Here is a 20319-nt window from a genome sequence, read left to right as displayed (position 1 = left end):
CCATATTGCCGCTGGTTAGCGCACCAGACACGGGCGCTTGTTATCGAACGTCCAGTTCGGGATCAGGTATTGCATCGCCACGCCATCGTCGCGGGCGCCCAGGCCGTGCTGCTGATACAGCGCGTGCGCCTTCTCGATCTCGTCCATGTCCAGCTCGACACCGAGCCCCGCGGCCTGCGGCACCCTGACCTTGCCGCCGACGATCTGCAGCGGCTCACGCGTCAAACGCTGACCGTCCTGCCAGATCCAGTGCGTGTCGATCGCCGTGATCTTGCCGGGCGCGGCAGCCGCCACATGCGTGAACATGGCGAGAGAAATGTCGAAGTGGTTGTTCGAGTGCGAGCCCCAGGTGAGACCCCAGTCGTTGCACATCTGCGCGACGCGCACCGAGCCCTGCATGGTCCAGAAGTGCGGATCGGCTAGCGGAATGTCCACGGATTGCAACTGGATCGCGTGGCCCATCTGGCGCCAGTCGGTGGCGATCATATTGGTCGCCGTCGGCAAGCCGGTCGCGCGGCGGAACTCGGCCATCACCTCGCGGCCCGAATACCCGTTTTCCGCGCCGCACGGATCTTCCGCATAGGCGAGCACATCGTGCTGGTCACGGCACAGGCGCACCGCTTCCGCCAAGGACCACGCGCCGTTCGGGTCGAGCGTCACGCGGGCCTTGGGAAACCGTTCGGCGAGCGCGGTCACAGCTTCGATTTCGGCGTCGCCGGACAACACGCCGCCCTTCAGCTTGAAGTCGTTGAAGCCGTAGCGCGCCTGCGCGGCTTCGGCCAGACGCACGACGGCCTCGGGCGTCATCGCCTCTTCGGTGCGCACGCGCTCCCAGTCGTCGCGGCCCTCCGCGCCGCTCGCGTATTCCAGGTCGGTCTTCTTGCTGTCGCCGATATAGAACAGATAGCCGAGCATTTCGACTTCGTCGCGTTGCTGGCCTTCGCCTAGCAACGCGGCAACGGGTACGCCCAGATGCTGGCCGAGCAGGTCGAGCAACGCGGCTTCGAGCGCGGTCACCGCATGAATCGTGGTACGCAGATCGAACGTCTGCAAACCACGGCCGCCGGCGTCGCGGTCGGCGAATTGCGTGCGCACCTTGTTCAAGACTGCTTGCAAATTGCCGATCGACTGACCGACGACGAGCGCGCGCGCGTCGTCGATGGTCTTGCGAATACTTTCGCCGCCCGGTACTTCGCCCACGCCGGTATGCCCGGCGCTATCGCGCAGAATGACGATGTTGCGCGTGAAGAACGGGCCATGCGCGCCGCTCAGATTGAGCAACATACTGTCACGGCCGGCGACGGGCACGACGCGCAGTTCGGTGACGACAGGCGTGGCGTTCGATTGGGAAGGTTTCGTGGACATGAGGTTGGACCAGATGAGTTAATGAGCCGGGTGCCGCAAGGCGAGGCGCAGTGCGATCGCACTCGGCACGGGCACCGGACGGAAACTGGAAAGTACGTGACGCATGATCGGCGACGCTGTTAGTCAGTGTAGTCAGTGGGCTCGATGCCGCAGCGATTCCGGCAACGGGTCGTGATTCACACGGCGATTGCGGGTCAGAAAGCCAGCCGCTGCCGCAATCAGCGAAGCCACGGCCAGACCGTACAGCCCACCCGTGATCGAACCGGTGTGCTGCTGCAGATAACCGAACGCGGCCGGCGCGAAAAATCCGCCGAGGTTGCCCACCGAGTTGATCAGCGCAATGACCGCGGCGGCCACGCGTGCATCCAGATAACCCTGCGGGATCGGCCAGAACAGCGAAGCCGCTGCCTTGAAGCCGATCGCCGAGAAACAGATCGCCACGAACGACAGCACCGGATTGCCAGAAGTCGAAGCGAACAGCCCGCACGCCGCGATGACGAGCGCCACGGCCAGCCACGCCTGCTGAAAGCGCCATTTCGCCGACAACAGCGCGAAGCAGTACATCGCGACCATGGCAATGAGCCAGGGAATCGCGTTGAGCATGCCGACTTCGAAGTCGGACAGGCCGCCCATTTTGCGAATGATGGTGGGCAGCCAGAAGGTGGCCGCGTAGATGGTCAGTTGAATCGCGAAGTACAGGAAGCAGAACAGCAGAATCTGCGGGTCCTTCAACAGCTTCATGGCCGGCAGATGCGCGCCGCCGTGCGCCTCGCGCTCGGCCTGCTCCGCCGCGATCGACGTGGCGAGCACGCTCTGTTCTTCGGCGGAGAGCCACGAGGCATCGCTGATACGCGACTTCAGCAGCATCCAGCTCACCGCGCACAGCACTATCGAAAAGCCGCCTTCGACGAGAAACATCCATTGCCAGCCGTGCAAGCCGAAGCCACGAATGGACAGCAGGCTGCCGGTGATCGGACCGGACAACACAGACGCGAGCGCCGAGCCGCCGAGAAAAACCGCCACCGCCTTGCCGCGTTCCTTCTGCGGCAGCCATTGCGTGAAGTAAAAGACCACGCCGGGAAAGAAGCCGGCCTCGGCGATGCCAAGCAGAAACCGCAGCACGTAGAACGAGGTGTCGTTCCAGACGAACGCCATCGCTGCCGCGACGAGTCCCCACGTACCCATGATGCGGGTGAGCCACGCGCGCGCACCGTACTTCTGCATCAACACGTTCGAGGGCACCTCGAACAGCGCGTAGCCGATAAAGAACAAACCGCTCCCGAGACCGTAGGCCGCGGCGCCAATGCCGAGGTCCGTCTGCATGTGGGAATTGACGAAGCCGATGTTCACGCGGTCGATGTAGTTCGCGATGAACATGATCAGAAACAGCGGCAGCACGTGCCGCTTGACCTTGGAGACCGCTGATCCGAGCGGGTCGGCGGCGGTGGTGAGGGCAGATGTCAAGATTGTCTCCAGTTTCGGCTGTCATGCAGGCAAATCAATGCAACGCAGCGCATTTAGGCACGCCGATTTTTCGCACCCAACTCTGTGATACGTCGTCTGATGACAGTCTACCGTTGTTTCGTGCGCTATTCCAATGCCGTGTTTACCCTGCAGAACTGCGGCCCATCTGCGTATCATTGCGCACGGCGCGCGCCGGCAACCATTTCGACAATCGAACTAGGATGTCTGATGACCGTAAAATAGCGGACATATACGTCCGATCAACCCAACCCTGACACCTCTTTTCCGCCAACCATCCCAAGCGCGCGATTGAAATCGTTCCCGGCCGGACAACCGCTATGATGGCTATACCGAGGCGACACACGACACCATTCGCACGCGCCATGTGTGCATTTCCAGCCGAACAACCGACCAGCCCCAGAAATGAGCAGCCTAACTGAGAAGGTGGTGGCCACCCTTTCCGATGAAATTCGCCGCGGCGCCCTGAGGCCGGGCGATCGCATTCCCACCGAAGTCGCGATGATGAAGCAGCTCTCGGTCAGCCGCTCCGTGGTGCGTGAGGCGATTTCGCGCCTGCAAGCGGCCCAGGTGGTCGAGACGCGTCACGGCATCGGCACCTTCGTGCTGGCGCCGCCGTCGGAACAAGCCATGAAGCTGCCGACCGCCGACCTCTCCAGCATGCTGGACGTCATGGCGATCATCGAATTCCGCATCGATGTCGAGGCTGCCTCCGCCGCGCTCGCCGCGGCGCGGCGCACCGACCAGAACCTCAAGCAGATCCGCGGCGCACTGGACCGCTTCGAGTCCGAACTCGAGCGCGGCAGCAGCGATACGGTCGCGCACGACATCGAGTTTCATTTGCAGATCGCCCGCGCGAGCGGCAACCGCTATTTTTTCGACGTGCTGAGCCAACTCGGCCGCGCGGTGAGCCCGCGTACGCGGCTCGGCACGGCGGAGATCGCGGAACTCGACCATATCGAGCATCTGCGCAACGTGTTGAACGAGCATCAGATGATCTATCGCGCAATCGAACGGCAAGACCCGGACGACGCGCGCGCCGCCATGCGCATGCATTTGAGCAATAGCCGCGAACGGCTGCGTCGCGCTCACGAACTGAGCAAAGCGGGTGAATGAGTCGATTGAGCTGATTGAGCCGCCAGTCAGAAGGCGGCCGCAACGAATGAGCGATCTACGACGCAGGCGCCTCGACATCGAGATCCATCAACGCCGAGCTCAGCGACTTGCCGTGCGCGTCGAGTGCGAGCGAACGCGTCACGCCGCCGCCGAGCGCATGGCCGAGCACGAAGTTGAACGCGCCGATCCCGGGCAGTTCATGGCGCACCACGTCGCCTTGCACGACATCGCGCAGATGCGCTTTGACCCGTTCCGGGGTGAGCACCGCGCGCAGATGCTCGTAGTTCTTCGCGTCGTAGCAGATCACCGAGATGTTCAGCGTATTGCCTTTGTCGCCAGTACGCGAATGAGCCAGCTCACGTAATTTCATCTCACGCCTCCACCATCGAAAACGTCGGCGTCACATGCCTGCGCGGCAGCAAAACCGATTGCACCGCGACGACTTCGCGGGCCGATTTGGTGACGCCGCCTCCGCCAGCGGGACCATTGGTGTACAGCGTCTCCACCTCGTTGCCGATCCGCACGGCTTGCGCAAGCGAGGCCGTGCGCCCCGCCACTCTCGCGCGCACCTCGTACGGTTCGGCATAACCGGCTGCCGCCGTCTCGCCATGCAACGAGTTCACGCCGATCAGATCGAAGCGCAATTCACGCGTCTCCACGCCGGTCAACACGAGCCGCTCCCGCACGATATCGAGTGCGAGCCGCGCACGCGCCAACGCACCGGGACCGCCGTACGAAATCTGCCCTTCGCCGATAAAACCATCGAAATACGCAACCGACACCTTCAAGGTATCCGTACGCGGCGTGCCTCGCCCGCCGCTCACGCGAACGCGATCCGGTGCGTCCTGCGCGACACGCACCTGCGAAAAATCCGCGACCACGTCCGGTTGCAGATAACGCTGCGGATCGTGAATCTCGTATAGCAACTGTTCTTTGCAGGTCGCTTCCGTGACTCGCCCGCCGGCTTGCGCGAGCTTGGTGATGACCACCGCGCCGCCCTGCCCGACTTCGGCAATCGGGAAGCCGAGCCTCGCCAGTTCAGGAACATCCTTGAAGCCCGGATCCGCGAAATAGCCACCGGTAATCTGCCCCGCGCATTCCAGCAGATGACCGATCACGGTCGCCTGGCCAAGCGTCTGCCAGTCGTCCATGCGCCAGCCGAATTCGTGAATCAGCGGTGCGACGAACAGCGACGGATCGGCCACGCGTCCGGTCAGCACGATCTGTGCACCGGCCGCGAGCGCATCGACGATCGCGCTCGCGCCGAGATAGGCGTTCGCGGACACCAGCCGGTCCTGATAGTCCGACACACGTTCTCCGGATTCGACGAAACAGAAATCGCCGTGGCGCACGACGTCGAGCACATCGTCGCCGGTGACCGCCGCGATCTTCACCTCGCCGAGACCGAGCTCGCGCGCGATCTCAACGGTTTTGCGCGCCGCCGCGAGGGGGTTTGCCGCCCCCATGTTCGAAATGATGCGCACGCCGTTGCGCAGCGCAGCCGGCAGCACGGCCCGCATGCGCGTTTCGAGCAACGGGTCGTAGCCGAGTTCCGGGTCTTTGCTGCGCGCCTGCTGCGCGATAGCAATCGTGCGTTCAGCGAGGCACTCGAACACGAGGTAATCGAGCGCGCCGTGCTCCGCCAGTTCGACGGCGGGTTCGATCCGGTCGCCCGAATAACCCGCGCCCGCGCCGACGCGCACGCTGCGTTGAGATTGAGTGGCTGTCATGCTGGTCACATCCGTTCGTTCAGTGAAGCTCACAGTGAGAATATCCCCAGCGCGACGCAGGCAATCGTCATGACGACCGACGCGCCGAACAGCAAGGGGAACGTGAATTTCTGATGGTCGGCGAGATCGATGCCGCACAGGCCGACCACGAGGAAGGTGGCGGGTGTCAGCGGGCTCACCGGAAAGCCCGTGGTCATCTGGCCGAGCAACGCGGCCTGGCCGACGTGCACCGCGGGCACGCCGAGCTGGCCGGCTACTTCGGCGATCACCGGCAGCACGCCGAAATAGAACGAGTCGGGATCGAACAACATGCTGAGCGGCATCGAGAGCAAGCCGAGCGCGACGGGAATATGACTGGCCATCGCCGGTGGTACGAAACCGACCGCCGCCTGCGCCATCGCCTTCAGCATGCCGCTGCCTTGCATCACGCCGGTGAACACGCCGGCCGCGAGCAGAATGCCGGCCATCATCAACGCGGCTCGCGCATGGGCGTCGATCCGTTTGCGCTGCATGTCGACGTTCGGATAGTTCACCATCAGCGCGATGCACAGGCCGACCATGAACATGATCGCCGGCGGGATCTTCTCGCCCATCACGACCATGGTGCCGAGCACCACCAGCGTCAGCACGATGTTGAACCAGAAGTTCTTCGGCCGGCGCAGCGCCTGTTCGTCGGGCGTGAGTTCGCGTTTCGGCATGGGCACCGAACCGCTCGCGGCCGTGAGGCCGAGGCGTTTTTCCTCGCGCCGACCGAGCCAGAACGCCATGCTGAACACGAACACGAGGCCGATCGCCTGCACGGGAATCAGCGGATTGAACAGCGCCGAGATCGGCAGATGCAGCGACGCGGAGGCGCGAATCATCGGGCCCGTCCACGGCAGGAAGTTGATGCCGGCGGCCATCGAAACCGCCGCGGCCAGCACGCGCCGATCCATCTTCAGGCGATCGTAGAGCGGCAGCATGGCGGGAATCGTGACCAGAAAGCAGACGGCGCCGGAGCCGTCCAGATGGATCAGCAGCGCAAGCAGCGTGGTGCCCATTACGATCCGCGTGGGCCGCGTGCCGACCGCGCGCAGAATGCGGTCGATGATCGGATCGAGCGTGCCGGCGTCGGTGATCGTGCCGAAGTACAGAATCGCGAACACGAACATGCCGACGACCGGCGCGAGATTCTTCAGCCCCTCGATCACGAACTTGCTGGTCTGAAAGCCGAAGCCGCCAATGAGCGACGCCGCAATCGGCACGATGATGAGCGCGACCAGCGGCGACATGCGTTTGGACAGAATCGCGCCGAGCAATACGACGATGGTGGCGAGCCCCAGTAATGGCAGCATGTGCTTGTCTCCGAGATTGTTTTTTACTGCGATCCAGCGTAAGTTCGAAGCGCTTATAAATCAATTGAAATGATTTGATCGCAGCGATTACAAACCATCATGGATCTGAATCTTCGGGACATTCGCGCGTTTATCGCCGTGGCGCAAACGGGCAGCTTCACGCGAGCGGCGACGCGGCTGCATCTGTCGCAACCGGCGCTGACGGTGCAAATTCGCCGGCTTGAAGAAACGGTCGGCATGCGCCTCTTCGACCGCAACAGCCGCAACGTCGCGCTGACGCCGACCGGCCGCGAATTGCTGCCGCTCCTGCAGAAGTCGCTGCATGACATGGAGCACGTGCTGATCGACGCACGCTCGCTCGGCGAAGGCGCGAGCGGCACGGTGCGGATCGCGTGCCTGCCAACGTTCGCGGCCAGCGTGCTGCCTGAACTCGTACAGGACCTCAAGAAGGCCGTGCCGCGCGTGAGCTTTCATGTGCGCGACGTGGTCGCCAGCATGGTCAATACGCTCGTTCGCAATGAAGAGGCCGATATCGGGCTGACCGGCGGCCAGCTCGACGATGCCGCGTTCGAGGTGCTGCATGCGGGCATCGACCGGCTGGTTGCCGTGTTTCCGAAGCGCCATGCACTGGCCCGGCGGCGGCGCATCACACTCGCCGATCTCGCCGCCGTGCCGCTCGTGCTGACCGCACCGGGTACGAGCGTGCGGGCCGTTGTCGACAGCGCTTTCGCGAACGCCCGTTGCACGCCGGAGATCGCGTGCGAGCCCACCTACATGATGACCGCTGTCGCGATGGCGCGCGCCGGGCTCGGCGTGACCATCCTGCCGGCGTCGGCCCGCGAAGTCAGAGCGGAGCCCGAACTGATCGTGCGCGCGGTCGACGATCCCGCGTTCACCCGGCCTATCGCGCTCATCAAGAAGCGCGGCCGGACCTTGCCGCCGGTGACGGAGACCTTCGTTTCAATGCTGATCGAGAAACTCGGCGAGGATTGAACCACGCGCAATATGCGCTTTACCTTTCATTTTCAAACAGCGCCCGATTATCGCCATTAATCGTCTGATTTACTTCCACGTGCTCGCGCTAGTATCGGCTTCGCGCGAGTTCGAGGGATAAGAAAGCCGCTCGCGTGTTTCCAAAAACTCCAAAACTTCGAAAACGAAAAAATGATAATGAGCCAATTTCGAATGCTCGCGGTGGCCGCGGCGTCGTTCGCTCTGATTGCACCGGCGTATGCGGCATTGGGCGGCGCACCGACCTATCCGGTCACGGCGAGCAGCACGAGCGCGGGGGCGGCGAGCCAGAATAGCGCGGCGGTGGCGCGCTTCGCCGCCAGTGGCAGCGCGGCAGCGGCGAGCTACACCGTGAGCCAGACAACGCTTTCATCGGGGACGGTGGTGAGCGAATACATCGGCCCGGGCAACAGCGTCTTCGCGTTGAGCTGGCAAGGCCCGACCATGCCGCCGCTCAAAACGCTGCTCGCCACTTACTTCCCTTCCTACGTCCAGGCACTCACCGACGCCCACGCCACGCAAGGCGGCGGCTATGGACCCGCCGTCGTGCATCAGTCGGGGCTGGTCGTTGAGACCGGCGGCCATATGGGCGCCTTCGTGGGCCGCGCCTATTTACCGCAAGCGCTGCCGCAAGGGGTCAGCGCTGACGATATCAAATAACTCATTAAAATCATTAGAGAGAATAACAGTGCGCAAAATCGCAAGAATTATTGCCGCGGCGCTTGGGCTCGCGCTTGGGCTCGGATTGGCATTCGGTCTTGCCGGCTGCGGCGGTGGTGGTGGCGGCGGCAACAGCACCACGACGGCCAACGCGCCCACCGCAGCGAGCGCGCCCGCGGCATCGGGCGGCTCGGCGAACACGCCCCTTACCAGTGACTCGACACCCAATGTGCTCGCCGTCGACGCGTCGGCCGTGCCCACACCCGTGGGCGCGGGCAACACGATGCTGGTAACGGTAAGCGGAACGGGCATTCATAACCAGCCGATGGTCAGCGTCAAGATCTGCGCGCCCGGCTCCAACGCGGCAACAAGTTGCGCGACGATTCCCAACGTGATCGTCGACACGGCGTCGTTCGGGCTGCGTCTGATTCGCTCGGCGATTCCTGACGCCACTTTCAGCGCGCTCACTGCCGAAACGGCTCATACGAGCGGCCTGCCGCTCGCCGAATGCGCGTTGTTCGGCAGCGGCTATGCATGGGGTTCGGTGCATCTCGCGGACGTGGGTTTATCGAGCGAGATTGCGCCGTCGGTGCCGATCCACGTGATCGGCGATCCGGCGCTGACCGTGGCCGCGCCGAGCGAATGCCAGGTGGGAAGGCAGTTGGCGAGCGTTGCCGATATTGGTGCAAACGGCATTCTCGGCATTGGAGTGAGTCCGACGGATTGCGGCTCGGCGTGTGAATTGACGGCGCGTCCGCAGTTCTATTACACCAACGCCGGCAACGTCACCTCGGTGCCGGTCAGCGGCCAGATCACCAACCCGGTGTCGCTCTTCGCGCAAGACAACAACGGCGTGATTCTGGAGATGGCGCAAGTGTCGGATAGCGGCAGCGCGACGGCTCAAGGCACGCTCGTGTTCGGCATCGATACTCAGGCGAATAACGTGCTGAACGGCACAGGTGCGCCGATCTTCCGGACGAATCTGAACGGCGACTTCACGTCCAGCTATAACGGCACTGTATTCACGCAGACCTTCTTCGATTCGGGCTCGACCGTGCTGTTCTTTCCGGACACCACGATTGCGCGCGACACGTCGTCCGGGTACTACATTCCGGCCGCGACGGTGGGCCGCACCTCGACCCTCGTGGGGACCAATCCGGCGAGCGTGACGCTCGGCTTCAATATCGCAAACGGCGCGACGCTGAACGCATCGGGGAATAACGCGTTCAACAACCTCGGTATCTACATGACCCGGCAGTTCGACTTTGGCCTGCCGTTCTTCTATGGCCGCCATGTCTACTACGGCATCTCGGGCCGCGCCTCGAGCGGCGGCGGGACGGGGCCGTATGTCGCGTACGTTTCGAGTTGAGTGTCGGTGACTATGAGCGGTGGGTATCGTGAAGGCCGTCGATATCCACTGTTCGTGTGACATGCGAACTTCGCTCGATAGAGGAGCAATCAAAACAGTGCCACGTGCACGCCTTATTACGATGTCTTCGGGGACCTGATGAACAAGATTTCAATGATTTGCCTGAGTGCTGCTCTGGTCGGCATGCTGAGTGGCTGCGCCGGGACGAACTTCGTCCGTCCTGATGACTCGGCTTTGCAAAACGGCAAAACGACCGTTGCCGAGGCGCGAGCAAAATACGGTAGCCCGTTTCGCCAGAGCACCGTCACCAAAAACGAAGAGGACGTGACGCTGCTTTCCTATGCGTATGCGTCGACTGGCGGCACGCCGCTGGAAACCGGCGTGATACCGGCGCGTTCGCTGGAATTGGGCTTCTGGAAGGACGTGATGGTGTCGAACGTATTCGTCTCCACGTTCAAGGACGACGCCAGTTCCTTCGACGCGTCGAAACGCTCGGCCATCGTCAAAGGCAAGACCACCCGCGACGAGGTTATCGCGTTGCTGGGCAGACCCGCCGGCTATGCGGTATATCCGATCATCAAGGACAAGAAGGGCCAAGCCCTCGTTTATGCGTACCACACGACGAGCGGCTCGGCGTTCAACCTCAAGTTCTCCAAGCGCGATCTGACCGTCACGATCGATCCGAACGGCGTGGTGTCGGATGTGAATTACGAGTCGTCCGGGATGCAGTGATAGATGTGTTATCGCCAGTGCGGCGATAGAACGGAACCCGGCCTTTGCGCCGGGTTTTGCTTTTAGTGCGCCGTCGTTGCGCAGACCCACTGGACACAAAAACTCGTAGGTGCGTTGATCGCTGTGCGGAACGCTGGCAACCTAGCGAATCCTCCAGGCAACCTTGTTGCGTGGTACCGCAACGGGTGCATGGGACCGCAGCAGGTGCATGGGACCAGAGTAAGGCGCTAAAGCGCCAACTCTGGTCGACCGCAGCAGGTGCATGGGACCAGAGTAAGGCGCTAAAGCGCCAACTCTGGTCGACACCGGAGACGACGGCGATGGAACCCACCAGCAAATCGCACGACGACGACCTCGAACACTTCGAAGCCGCTGGCGCCGCGCCGCTGCCGGTCCCGAACGAAGAAGCCTACGTCGAGCACGAAGGCGCGCGCATCTGGTACGCGTCGTATGGCACCGGCGCACCAGTGATTCTGCTGCACGGCGGTCTCGGGCATAGCGGCAATTGGGGCTACCAGCTTCCGGCGCTGCTCGGCGCAGGGCATCGCGTGGTGGTCGTCGACAGTCGCGGCCACGGTCGCAGCACCCGCGACGCACGGCCCTACTGCTACGAACTGATGGCCTCGGACGTGCTCGCCGTCATGGACGCCTTGCGGCTCGATCGCGCGGCGCTGGTGGGCTGGAGCGACGGCGCCTGCGTCGCGATGGTATTGGGCATCACCGCCCCGAAGCGGGTGGCGGGCGTGTTTTTCTTCGGCTGCAACATGGACCCGAGCGGCACGAAGCCATTTGTGCCGACGCCTACGATCGAGCGCTGCTTCAGCCGCCACGCAAAAGACTACGCGCAGCTATCGGCGACACCGGACGACTTCGAAGCATTCGTTTCCGCCGTCAGCACGATGATGAAAACCGAGCCCAACTACCGCGCCGACGATCTGGCCCGAGTCCGTGTGCCGGTCGCCATCGTGCAAAGCGAACACGACGAGTTCATCAAGCCGGAACACGCCGCATACCTCGCCCGCACCATTCCCGGCGCGGAGCTGATTCTATTGCCCGGCGTGAGTCACTTCGCCCCGCTGCAACGGCCGGCGCAATTCAATCGTGTGATGCTCGATTTCCTGCGCCGGATTGCCGGCTAAGCGGGTCGTGCCGACGCGTCGGCCGCTTGCGATCCTGCCTCGAATAGAACGACCGCACTTAAACCCTCGAAAATTTCACGATGTGGAACGATCGATTGCTTCGTAAAAAATCGTGGTACGTGGCACAAATCCGGCATTTCGCAATGTCGCCCCACGTTGCACATCGTGAAACAAAGACGATAAGCTTTTATTTTTAAACACAATTTTTTACTCGAACGAAGCATCTAACAACCCCTTGCGCCACTGCCTGCTGACGTAGACTCTTTTACAAGAGCCGGCGCTTCAGTAGCCGAGTGAGTTGGACGAGACGGAAACACTGTCTGACGGTCCCCAACCTCTCGCACGAAGCCGCCACGGCACCGCGGTTTTTAATTGGCAATTGGGAGACTAAAAATGAAAGGCTTTCGTTTTGGTTCGAATCAAGGCGCGTTCTACATTTTGCCGGGACAGGACGGTTGGGAAGCAACCTACGGCAATGAAACGCTCGGCGAGTTTGCCAGCCCGCAGCAGGCCGCAGACGACCTCGCACGCGGCTTGATCTGCCCGCATCTCTCGGAAGGCGACGACACGGCGACGCTCGAAATTCCCGAGAAGCTCAGCGATTGGGAAATCGTTCACGTGTGATGGCAGTTATGGCGGCGACTCACGTGGAAACAAAAATGACGATGGCGCTCGAGAGCGCCATCGTCATGCTTACCGCCTACTTCAGTACAGCACGTTTCTTCAGTGCATCAAGCAACCGCGTCCACGATCTTGTTCAGCGTGGCGCTCGGGCGCATAGCCTTGCTCGTCAGTTCGACGTTCGGGCGATAGTAACCGCCGATGTCCACCGGCTTGCCCTGCGCAGCACCCAACTCCTCGACGATCTTCGCTTCGTTCTCGGCCAGTGCCTTCGCCACGCCGGCGAACTGCGCCTGCAGCGCCGCATCTTCGGTTTGCGCGGCCAGAGCTTCCGCCCAGTACAGCGCGAGGTAGAAGTGGCTGCCGCGGTTGTCGATACCGCCAACCTTGCGCGCCGGCGACTTGTCGTTGTCGAGGAACTTGCCGGTTGCCTGATCCAGCGTCTTGGCCAGAACCTGCGCCTTCGGGTTGTGATAGGCGCCGCTCAGATGTTCGAGCGAGGCGGCCAACGCCAGGAATTCACCCAGCGAATCCCAACGCAGGAAACCTTCTTCGACCAGTTGCTGCACGTGCTTCGGCGCCGAACCGCCCGCGCCGGTTTCGAACATGCCGCCACCTGCCATCAGCGGGACGATCGACAGCATCTTCGCGCTGGTGCCCAGTTCCATGATCGGGAACAGGTCGGTCAGGTAGTCGCGCAGCACGTTGCCGGTGACCGAAATCGTGTCCTTGCCGGCGCGGATGCGCTCGACCGAGAACTTCGTCGCTTCGACCGGCGTCATGATGCGAATGTCCAGACCGCTGGTGTCGTGGTCCTTCAGGTAGTGCTCGACCTTCTTGATGATCTGGGCGTCGTGCGCGCGCGCTGCATCCAGCCAGAACACGGCAGGCGTGTTGGAGGCGCGAGCGCGGTTCACCGCGAGCTTGACCCAGTCCTGAACCGGCGCGTCTTTGGTCTGGCACATGCGCCAGATGTCGCCCGCTTCCACCGGCTGCTCGAGCAATACCGTGCCGGCTGCGTCCGTCACGCGAACCACGCCGTTCGCCGGAATCTGGAACGTCTTGTCGTGTGAACCGTATTCCTCGGCGGCTTGCGCCATCAGGCCGACGTTGGGCACCGTGCCCATCGTGACCGGGTCGAACGCGCCGTGCTTCTTGCAGTCTTCAATCACCGCCTGATAAACGTCCGCGTAGCAACGGTCCGGAATCACGGCCTTGGCGTCGTGCAGCGCGCCATCCGCACCCCACATCTTGCCCGACTCGCGAATCATGGCCGGCATGGACGCGTCGACGATCACGTCGCTCGGCACGTGCAGGCTGGTAATGCCCTTGTCCGAATTGACCATGGCCAGCGGCGGACGCTCTGCGTATTGCGCCTTGATGTCGGCTTCGATCGCGGCAACCGTTTCAGCCGGCAGGTCTTTCAGGCGCGCGTACAGATCGCCGATACCGTTGTTCGGGTTGAAGCCGGCCTTCGCCAGCACGTCCGCGTGCTTGGCGAGCACGTCTTTGTAGAACACCGACACCACGTGACCGAAGATGATCGGATCCGACACCTTCATCATGGTGGCCTTCAGGTGCACCGAGAACAGCACGCCCTTCGCCTTCGCGTCGGCGATTTCCGCTTCGATGAAGCTGCGCAGCGCGTTCTTCGACAGCACCGAAGCGTCGATGATCTCGCCCGCTTGCACCGGCGTCTTTTCCTTCAGGACCGTCTTCGAGCCGTCCGCGGCCGTCAGTTCGATCTTCACAGCGCCGGCCGCTGCGATCAGCGCCGATTTTTCGCTGCCGTAGAAGTCACCGCCGCTCATGTGCGAGACGTGCGACTTCGAGTCCGCGTTCCACGCGCCCATCTTGTGCGGATGCTTGCGTGCGTAGTTCTTGACCGACAGCGGCGCGCGACGGTCCGAATTGCCTTCGCGCAGCACCGGGTTGACCGCGCTGCCCTTGATCTTGTCGTAGCGAGCCTTGACGTCTTTTTCGGCGTCGGTCGTTGCGACGTCCGGGTACGCCGGCAGCTTGTAGCCCTGATCGCGCAGTTCCGTGATCGCGGCCTTCAGTTGCGGCACCGACGCGCTGATGTTCGGCAGCTTGATGATGTTCGCTTCCGGACGCGTGGTGAGTGCACCCAGCTCCGCCAGATCGTCGGAACCCTTCTGTTCCGCGCTCAGGTAGTCGGGAAATGCAGCGATGATCCGGCCGGCCAGCGAAATGTCGCGCGTTTCAACGATCACGTCGGACGAGCGCGTGAACGCCTTGACGATCGGCAGCAGCGAGTAGGTCGCCAGAGCAGGCGCTTCGTCAGTCAGGGTGTAGATGATCTTCGGCGGTGTGGACATGTTCGATGCTTTGCTAGGTGAAGTGATAGACAGAGCGTTTGGTAGCGCTGAGCCGGCGAGGTTGCGACGAAGCAGCAAAACGCAGCGCGCAGGCTCGGCACTACTTTTTACGGCCAGAGCGTGAGTATATGCGTGTTTTCCTCTATTCGCTGCGAAACAAACATATCCCGCAAGCGCGCCCAATGGGCTCCAGCCCCGCCACATAAGGCTTACAGCCCCATGACCCGTGGGTTGAAACAGATGTCTTATAGATGACCTAAGACACAAAATAATTTGTGAATGCGAATCAGATGCATTACCATTCGATCGTATCTTTCAGTTTCACCCAGTCGTCTAACAACCACTCGCTAGCACGGCGTCGTTTTTGCACAGACTTGGTGCGCGCCGCCGCCACCTGCCTAATTCAAACAACATGCAGAATTTATTTGTCGCCGGCCGCCCAACTTTTGCGCGCGGCCAACGTCGGACCCCATCGCTGCTCAGCGCGGGGCTTTTCGCCAGCGTCGGCTTGACGCTTTCCACGCTGTCGTCGCCGGGGTGGGCGCAGGTCGCGGCAAGCGACACCGCCGCCACCTTGCCGGCGGTGAGCGTCACGGCGTCGAAAGACAGCACCGTGGCGCAAGCCGACACGGTCAGCGCAGGCGCGCTGGGTTCGCGCAAGCAGGTGGACACGCCGTTCTCGACCCATGTGGTGACGAGCGACGAAGCGCAGGACCTTTTCGCGACCACCGCCAACGATCTGTATAAATACGACCCGGCCGTGTCGGTCACCAGCGAAAACGCGATCAGCGAAAATTCGATGTTCACCGTGCGCGGCATGCCGATCGACACGTTGAACAGCATCAAGGTGGACGGCCAGACCTTCCCGTCGTGGGACACCGATCTCTCGCTCGAACCGTTCGAGCAGGTGGAACTGCTCAAGGGCCTGTCCGGCTTCATGTACGGCTTCGGCTCGCCGGGCGGGATCGTCAATTACGTGTTGAAGCGGCCAACCGACACGCCCTACCGCAGCGTCTCGATCGGCTACAAGTCGGCCGGCGTGTTCAGCGAAGCGGTCGATCTGGGCGGCCGCTTCGGCAATGACGATCGTTTCGGCTACCGTCTGAACCTCGTCAACGAAAACGGCAACACCGCCGAGGACCACGGCCACATTCGCCGCCAGGTGGCGTCGCTCGCGTTCGACTTCCGCATTACGCCCGACCTGACGTGGAGCGCCGACGCGTTCTATCAGAAGCGCAGAACCAACGGCACGCTGTTCGGCCTGATGTTCAGCGGCGACGCCGGCGGCATTCCCGATGCGAGCAAAGTCACCCATGCGCTCACGCAACCGCAGAACTACTACGAGACCGAAATGGCCTCGTTCGGCACGGGCCTCGATTACCGCATCTCCGAAAATTGGCACGCGAGCGTGAAATACCGCTTCGCCAAGGAGAATCGCACCAATTCGGACAGTCTGCTGTATGTCACGGACTCAGCAGGCAACTACAGCAACACGCTCTATGCGGCAATGACGCGCTACTTCTACCAGAACGTCGACGCGATGGTGCAAGGGCATTTCAACACGGGCAGCATCAAGCATGACGTGGTGGTGGGTGCTGGTTTCCAGACGCAAACCAGCGAGTACAGCAACAGCACAGGTTGGAACGAAGGCTACTTCCTCGGGTACGGCAATCTGTACAACAGCACGTTGCTGACCAACGACGAAGTCAGCATCGGCTCCGACCTGTACCGTCAGCAGCGCACCACGCAGGCTGCCGTGTACGCGAGCGACACCGTGCAGCTCACCTCACGCCTGTCGGCACTGGTCGGTCTGCGCTATACGCAATATCGCCAGCACGTGTACGACCCGAGCGGCGCGGTGGCGTCGCAATACGAAGCGGATCCGGTCACGCCGACCTTCGCGCTGATGTTCAAGACCGATCCTTACTCGACGGTGTATGCGAGCTACGTGGAGTCGCTCGAACAGGGCGGCGCGGCGTCGAACACCAACGTCAACTACCCGGCGACATTCGGTCCGCTGAAGAGCAAGCAGTATGAGATCGGCTTCAAATCCGACCACAGCAAGTGGGGCGCCAACCTCGCGCTGTTCCGTGTAGACCAGGGCTACAACTACACGAACTCGGCCAACGTCTTCGTGCAGGACGGCACGAAGCGCTATCAGGGCGTCGACGCCAGCGGCTGGCTTGCGCTGACGAGCGAATGGCGCGTGCTGGGCGGCGTGATGTGGCTCGACACGAAGGCCATGGACGTGGACGATGCGAGCGTGGAAGGCAAGCGCATTTACGGCGCACCGCGCTTCACCGTGACGGGCCGGATCGAATACAACCCGTCGTATCTGCGCCCGCTGACGCTCGCGTTCGGCGGCAAGTATGTCGGCAACCAGGCCGTGGACGCGCAGAACACGCAGTTCGTGCCGGCTTACACCACCTTCGATCTGAGCGGCCGGTACGAGACGAAGATCGCCGGCAAGGACGTGACGTTCCGCGCAGGGATCAACAACCTCTTCAATCGCCGTTACTGGACGACGGCGTGGGGCTACTACGTGGCGCCGTCGCCGACGCGTACCGCCGTCGCCAGCGCCACGCTGCAGTTCTAGGCGTCTTGTGAACCAGGGGCGCCCGCTGCGGGCGCCCCGATCATCGGCGGAATCTGCGCCACCAGCGCGTCGATCGCACAGCGCGTTTTCAGCGGCAGATAGCGGCTCTTCGGCCACACCAGATGGATCTCCTGAGTCGGCCGGAAACAATGCTCCATCACCGTCACCAGCTCGCCGGTTCGCGCATAGCGGGCCAGTAGCCAAGCCGGCAGCCACGCGAGGCCGAACCCGGCGAGCGCGGCATCCACAATCCCCGTCATGTCGTCGAAACCGAGCTGCGGCTGAACCTGCGCGCGGCGAATCTGCCCGTCGACGTCGACCACATCCCACGGCTGCGGCGATCCTCCCCGCAAATAGGCGATCACGGCGTGCCCGCGTAATTCGTCCACACTGCGCGGCGTGCCATGCCGCTCCAGATAGGCAGGCGCGGCGCCGATGCTCGCGTGCTGCACGCCGAGCTTGCGCGCGGCGAGACTCACGCTGTCGGCCAACGGACCCACGCGCACCACCAGATCGAAACCCTCCTCGATCACGTCGACGAAGCGATCCGTAATCGAAATGTCGATCTTCAATTGCGGATGCTTGCGCGCCAGTTCAAGCAGCACCGGCGCGACGCAGTAGTGACCGAAAGCCTGCGGCACGCTCACGCGCAAACGCCCTTTCGGCTCGCGCCTTCCTGAATCGAGGTCGGCCTCGGCCGCTTCGAGTTCGGCCAGCGCGCGCACGCAGCGGTCGTAGTAGGCCTGCCCGTCTTCAGTGAGGCTCTGACTGCGGGTCGTGCGATTGAGCAGGCGCACGCCAAGCCGCTTTTCAAGCCGCACGATCACTTTGCCGACCGCGGAACGCGTCAGGTTCATGCGCTCCGCGGCCACGGCGAAACTGCCCGTTTCGACCACGCGAACGAATGTCGTTACACCGTCGAGGATGTCACTCATATCTTTACCCGATTGATTCCTCAATGGACACATTTCTGGGATTTCTGCGCGTCAATAGGGACACAGATTCCCCCTATATTACACAGTCCATGTGTGGGCCGAGCTCATCGACTATCGAGGTGAATATCCATGAACAATGATCCGATCGCGCCGCCACGGCGCGAAGAACGGCCACGTACGGCTGCGGCAGAACGCCGGCCGGGCTCACGCGAGGTGCGTCCCGAGCAGACCGCCGATGACAAAACACCGCGCGCGTTCCTCTCACTCCGAAAAAACACCCTGGCGTTGGGCGCGGTGTGTCTTGCGTCGCTGATGTTCGGCCTCGAAATCTCCAGCGTGCCGGTGATCCTGCCGACGCTCGAGCGCGTGCTGCACGGCGATTTCAAAGGCATGCAGTGGATCATGAACGCCTACACGCTCGCCGTGACCACGGTGCTGATGGCGACCGGCACGCTGGCGGACCGCTTCGGCCGCCGACGCGTCTTCGTGATCGGCATCGCGCTGTTCGGCATCACCTCGCTGGTCTGCGGACTCGCGCAAAGCGTGCCGACGCTGATCGTCGCGCGTTTGCTGCAAGGCGCAAGCGGCGGCGCCATGCTGATCTGCCAGGTGGCCGTGCTCTCCCATCAGTTCCACGAGGGCCCGGAACGCGCTCGCGCATTCAGCGCGTGGGGCATCATCTTCGGCATCGGGCTCGGGTTTGGGCCGATCATCGGCGGGACGATCGTCGCGCTCTCTAGCTGGCAGTGGGTCTTCTGGGTGCACGCGCTGCTCGCCGTCGCGACCTTGACGTTCGTGTTCGGCGGCGTGCAGGAATCGCGCGACCCGCATGCGCATACGCTCGACGTGGCGGGCATCGTCACGCTGTCGCTCGCGGTGTTCGGCCTCGTGTATTTCATCACGCAGGTTCCGGCGCTCGGCTTCGGCAATCCTCGCGCGCTCTTCATCATCGCGGCGACGCTGCTCGCCTTCGTGGCCTTTGTGGTTGCCGAGAAACTCAGTGCCCGCCCCATGTTCGACTTCGCGGTCTTCAGGATTCCGCAGTTTTCCGGCGCACTGATGGGCTCGGCGGGCATGAACTTCAGCTTCTGGCCATTCATGATCTATTTGCCGATCTATTTCCAGATCGGGCTCGGCTACGACAGCGTGAGCGCCGGCCTCGCCTTGCTCGCCTACACGCTGCCGACCCTGCTCTTCCCGCCGCTCGGCGAACGTCTCGCGCTGCGTTACGGCTCGGGAATCGCCATACCCGTGGGCCTGTTTACGATCGGTCTCGGCTTCATGCTGATGCGATACGGCAGCGCCGCCGTGCATGCGAACGCGTGGACCATGCTGCCCGGTTGCGTGATCGCCGGCGCGGGCCTCGGCCTCACCAATACGCCCGTCACCAATACGACGACCGCCGCGGTTCCCGCCGAACGCGCGGGCATGGCGTCCGGCATCGATATGAGCGCGCGGATGATTACGCTCGCGATCAACATCGCATTGATGGGGGCGATCCTGGTAGGCGGCGTTCTCTTCAATCTGAAGACGCGGCTGCCGCAGACGCTCGACACCGCGCCCCTCGGCGCACTGGCCGAGAAAATTGCCGCGGGAGATGTCGAAGCGGTGAGAGCGGGGATTCCCGCGTTAGCGCGCATCGATCCGTCGGGCAGCATCGTCCATGCTGCGTTGATGCAAGGTTTCGGCTGGGTAATGCTCTACGGCGGCATTGGCGTGTGGGTGCTCGCCGCGCTCAGTTTCGTGATTTCCGGCAGCGCGTCGCGAAGGCTGGGCCACCGGGAACGCGCGCCTGCGCCCCGACAGGCGAGCCGATGCGACGCGTGCTGAATAGCGCGTCATCAAATGGCTTACCCCCTCGTTCTCGCCCAATAGCCACTTCGAGCGGCG

16 protein-coding genes are annotated in these 20319 nt (G+C 62.7%); 9 read left to right on the top strand and 7 right to left on the bottom strand.

Features of this window, described 5'->3' with window-relative positions:
• Nucleotides 1–15: 15 nt before the first annotated feature.
• The gene (gene gudD / locus P0D70_RS10320; protein ID WP_408184376.1) at nucleotides 16–1365 is read right to left on the bottom strand and encodes a glucarate dehydratase; all 1350 of its coding nucleotides are present in this window, start codon (nucleotides 1363–1365) and stop codon (nucleotides 16–18) included.
• Nucleotides 1366–1497: 132 nt separating this feature from the next.
• The gene (locus P0D70_RS10315) at nucleotides 1498–2829 is read right to left on the bottom strand and encodes an MFS transporter (protein ID WP_408184375.1); all 1332 of its coding nucleotides are present in this window, start codon (nucleotides 2827–2829) and stop codon (nucleotides 1498–1500) included.
• A 423-nt stretch (nucleotides 2830–3252) separates the two neighbouring features.
• On the opposite strand from P0D70_RS10315, the gene P0D70_RS10310 reads away from it, so the two are divergent.
• Nucleotides 3253–3963 (top strand): FadR/GntR family transcriptional regulator, encoded by a 711-nt coding sequence (locus P0D70_RS10310; RefSeq protein ID WP_408184374.1) that lies wholly within the window; start codon nucleotides 3253–3255, stop codon nucleotides 3961–3963.
• 55 nt (nucleotides 3964–4018) lie between these two features.
• Here P0D70_RS10310 and P0D70_RS10305 read toward each other — a convergent pair whose 3' ends face one another.
• The 3 genes from P0D70_RS10305 to P0D70_RS10295 are packed head-to-tail and all read right to left on the bottom strand — an operon-like array spanning nucleotide 4019 to nucleotide 7027.
• Entirely contained in the window at nucleotides 4019–4333 is a 315-nt protein-coding gene (locus P0D70_RS10305) for an AtuA-related protein (protein ID WP_408184373.1), read from the bottom strand.
• A 1-nt stretch (nucleotide 4334) separates the two neighbouring features.
• Nucleotides 4335–5693, bottom strand: a complete 1359-nt coding sequence (locus tag P0D70_RS10300) for an acyclic terpene utilization AtuA family protein (RefSeq protein WP_408184372.1) — start codon at nucleotides 5691–5693, stop codon at nucleotides 4335–4337.
• Nucleotides 5694–5722: 29 nt separating this feature from the next.
• Nucleotides 5723–7027, bottom strand: coding sequence for a CitMHS family transporter (locus P0D70_RS10295; protein WP_408184371.1), 1305 nt, complete (start codon nucleotides 7025–7027; stop codon nucleotides 5723–5725).
• 99 nt (nucleotides 7028–7126) lie between these two features.
• Here P0D70_RS10295 and P0D70_RS10290 point away from each other — a divergent pair, with 99 nt between their 5' ends.
• The 6 genes from P0D70_RS10290 (at nucleotide 7127) to P0D70_RS10265 (ending at nucleotide 12562) form a co-directional block, all read left to right on the top strand.
• A complete protein-coding gene (locus P0D70_RS10290) occupies nucleotides 7127–8020 on the top strand; it encodes a LysR family transcriptional regulator (RefSeq protein ID WP_408184370.1) in 894 nt (297 codons plus the stop codon).
• A gap of 171 nt (nucleotides 8021–8191) precedes the next feature.
• Nucleotides 8192–8698 carry a DUF2844 domain-containing protein gene (locus P0D70_RS10285; RefSeq protein WP_408184369.1) on the top strand — a complete coding sequence of 169 codons (507 nt, stop codon included), beginning with the start codon at nucleotides 8192–8194 and terminating at the stop codon, nucleotides 8696–8698.
• Between the two features lie 28 nt (nucleotides 8699–8726).
• Nucleotides 8727–10067 (top strand): DUF3443 domain-containing protein, encoded by a 1341-nt coding sequence (locus tag P0D70_RS10280; protein WP_408184368.1) that lies wholly within the window; start codon nucleotides 8727–8729, stop codon nucleotides 10065–10067.
• Nucleotides 10068–10205: 138 nt separating this feature from the next.
• Nucleotides 10206–10799: a hypothetical protein gene (locus P0D70_RS10275; protein ID WP_408184367.1), complete on the top strand. Its 594-nt coding sequence runs from the start codon at nucleotides 10206–10208 to the stop codon at nucleotides 10797–10799.
• Between the two features lie 320 nt (nucleotides 10800–11119).
• Nucleotides 11120–11938 (top strand): alpha/beta fold hydrolase, encoded by an 819-nt coding sequence (locus P0D70_RS10270; RefSeq protein WP_408184366.1) that lies wholly within the window; start codon nucleotides 11120–11122, stop codon nucleotides 11936–11938.
• Nucleotides 11939–12331: 393 nt separating this feature from the next.
• Nucleotides 12332–12562: a hypothetical protein gene (locus P0D70_RS10265; RefSeq protein WP_091806363.1), complete on the top strand. Its 231-nt coding sequence runs from the start codon at nucleotides 12332–12334 to the stop codon at nucleotides 12560–12562.
• A gap of 107 nt (nucleotides 12563–12669) precedes the next feature.
• Here the strand turns inward: P0D70_RS10265 and P0D70_RS10260 are convergent, their stop codons facing one another.
• Nucleotides 12670–14898: an NADP-dependent isocitrate dehydrogenase gene (locus tag P0D70_RS10260; RefSeq protein ID WP_408184365.1), complete on the bottom strand. Its 2229-nt coding sequence runs from the start codon at nucleotides 14896–14898 to the stop codon at nucleotides 12670–12672.
• 412 nt (nucleotides 14899–15310) lie between these two features.
• Between P0D70_RS10260 and P0D70_RS10255 the strand changes: the two genes are divergently transcribed.
• Nucleotides 15311–17494 carry a TonB-dependent siderophore receptor gene (locus tag P0D70_RS10255; protein ID WP_408184364.1) on the top strand — a complete coding sequence of 728 codons (2184 nt, stop codon included), beginning with the start codon at nucleotides 15311–15313 and terminating at the stop codon, nucleotides 17492–17494.
• On the opposite strand, the gene P0D70_RS10250 is transcribed toward P0D70_RS10255, so the two are convergent.
• Complete coding sequence (locus P0D70_RS10250; protein WP_408184363.1) at nucleotides 17491–18429, bottom strand: LysR family transcriptional regulator; 939 nt, start codon at nucleotides 18427–18429, stop codon at nucleotides 17491–17493. The two genes, P0D70_RS10255 and P0D70_RS10250, sit on opposite strands and share 4 nt — an antisense overlap.
• 129 nt (nucleotides 18430–18558) lie before the next feature.
• On the opposite strand from P0D70_RS10250, the gene P0D70_RS10245 reads away from it, so the two are divergent.
• On the top strand, nucleotides 18559–20259 hold the full coding sequence (locus P0D70_RS10245; RefSeq protein WP_408184362.1) for an MFS transporter: 1701 nt from the start codon (nucleotides 18559–18561) through the stop codon (nucleotides 20257–20259).
• The last annotated feature ends 60 nt before the right edge of the window (nucleotides 20260–20319 follow it).

This window comes from Paraburkholderia sp. RL17-381-BIF-C (assembly GCF_046026435.1).
GTDB lineage: Bacteria > Pseudomonadota > Gammaproteobacteria > Burkholderiales > Burkholderiaceae > Paraburkholderia.
The sequence above is the reverse complement of the archived record's forward strand: the minus strand, read 5'-3'. Positions and strand labels throughout refer to the sequence as shown.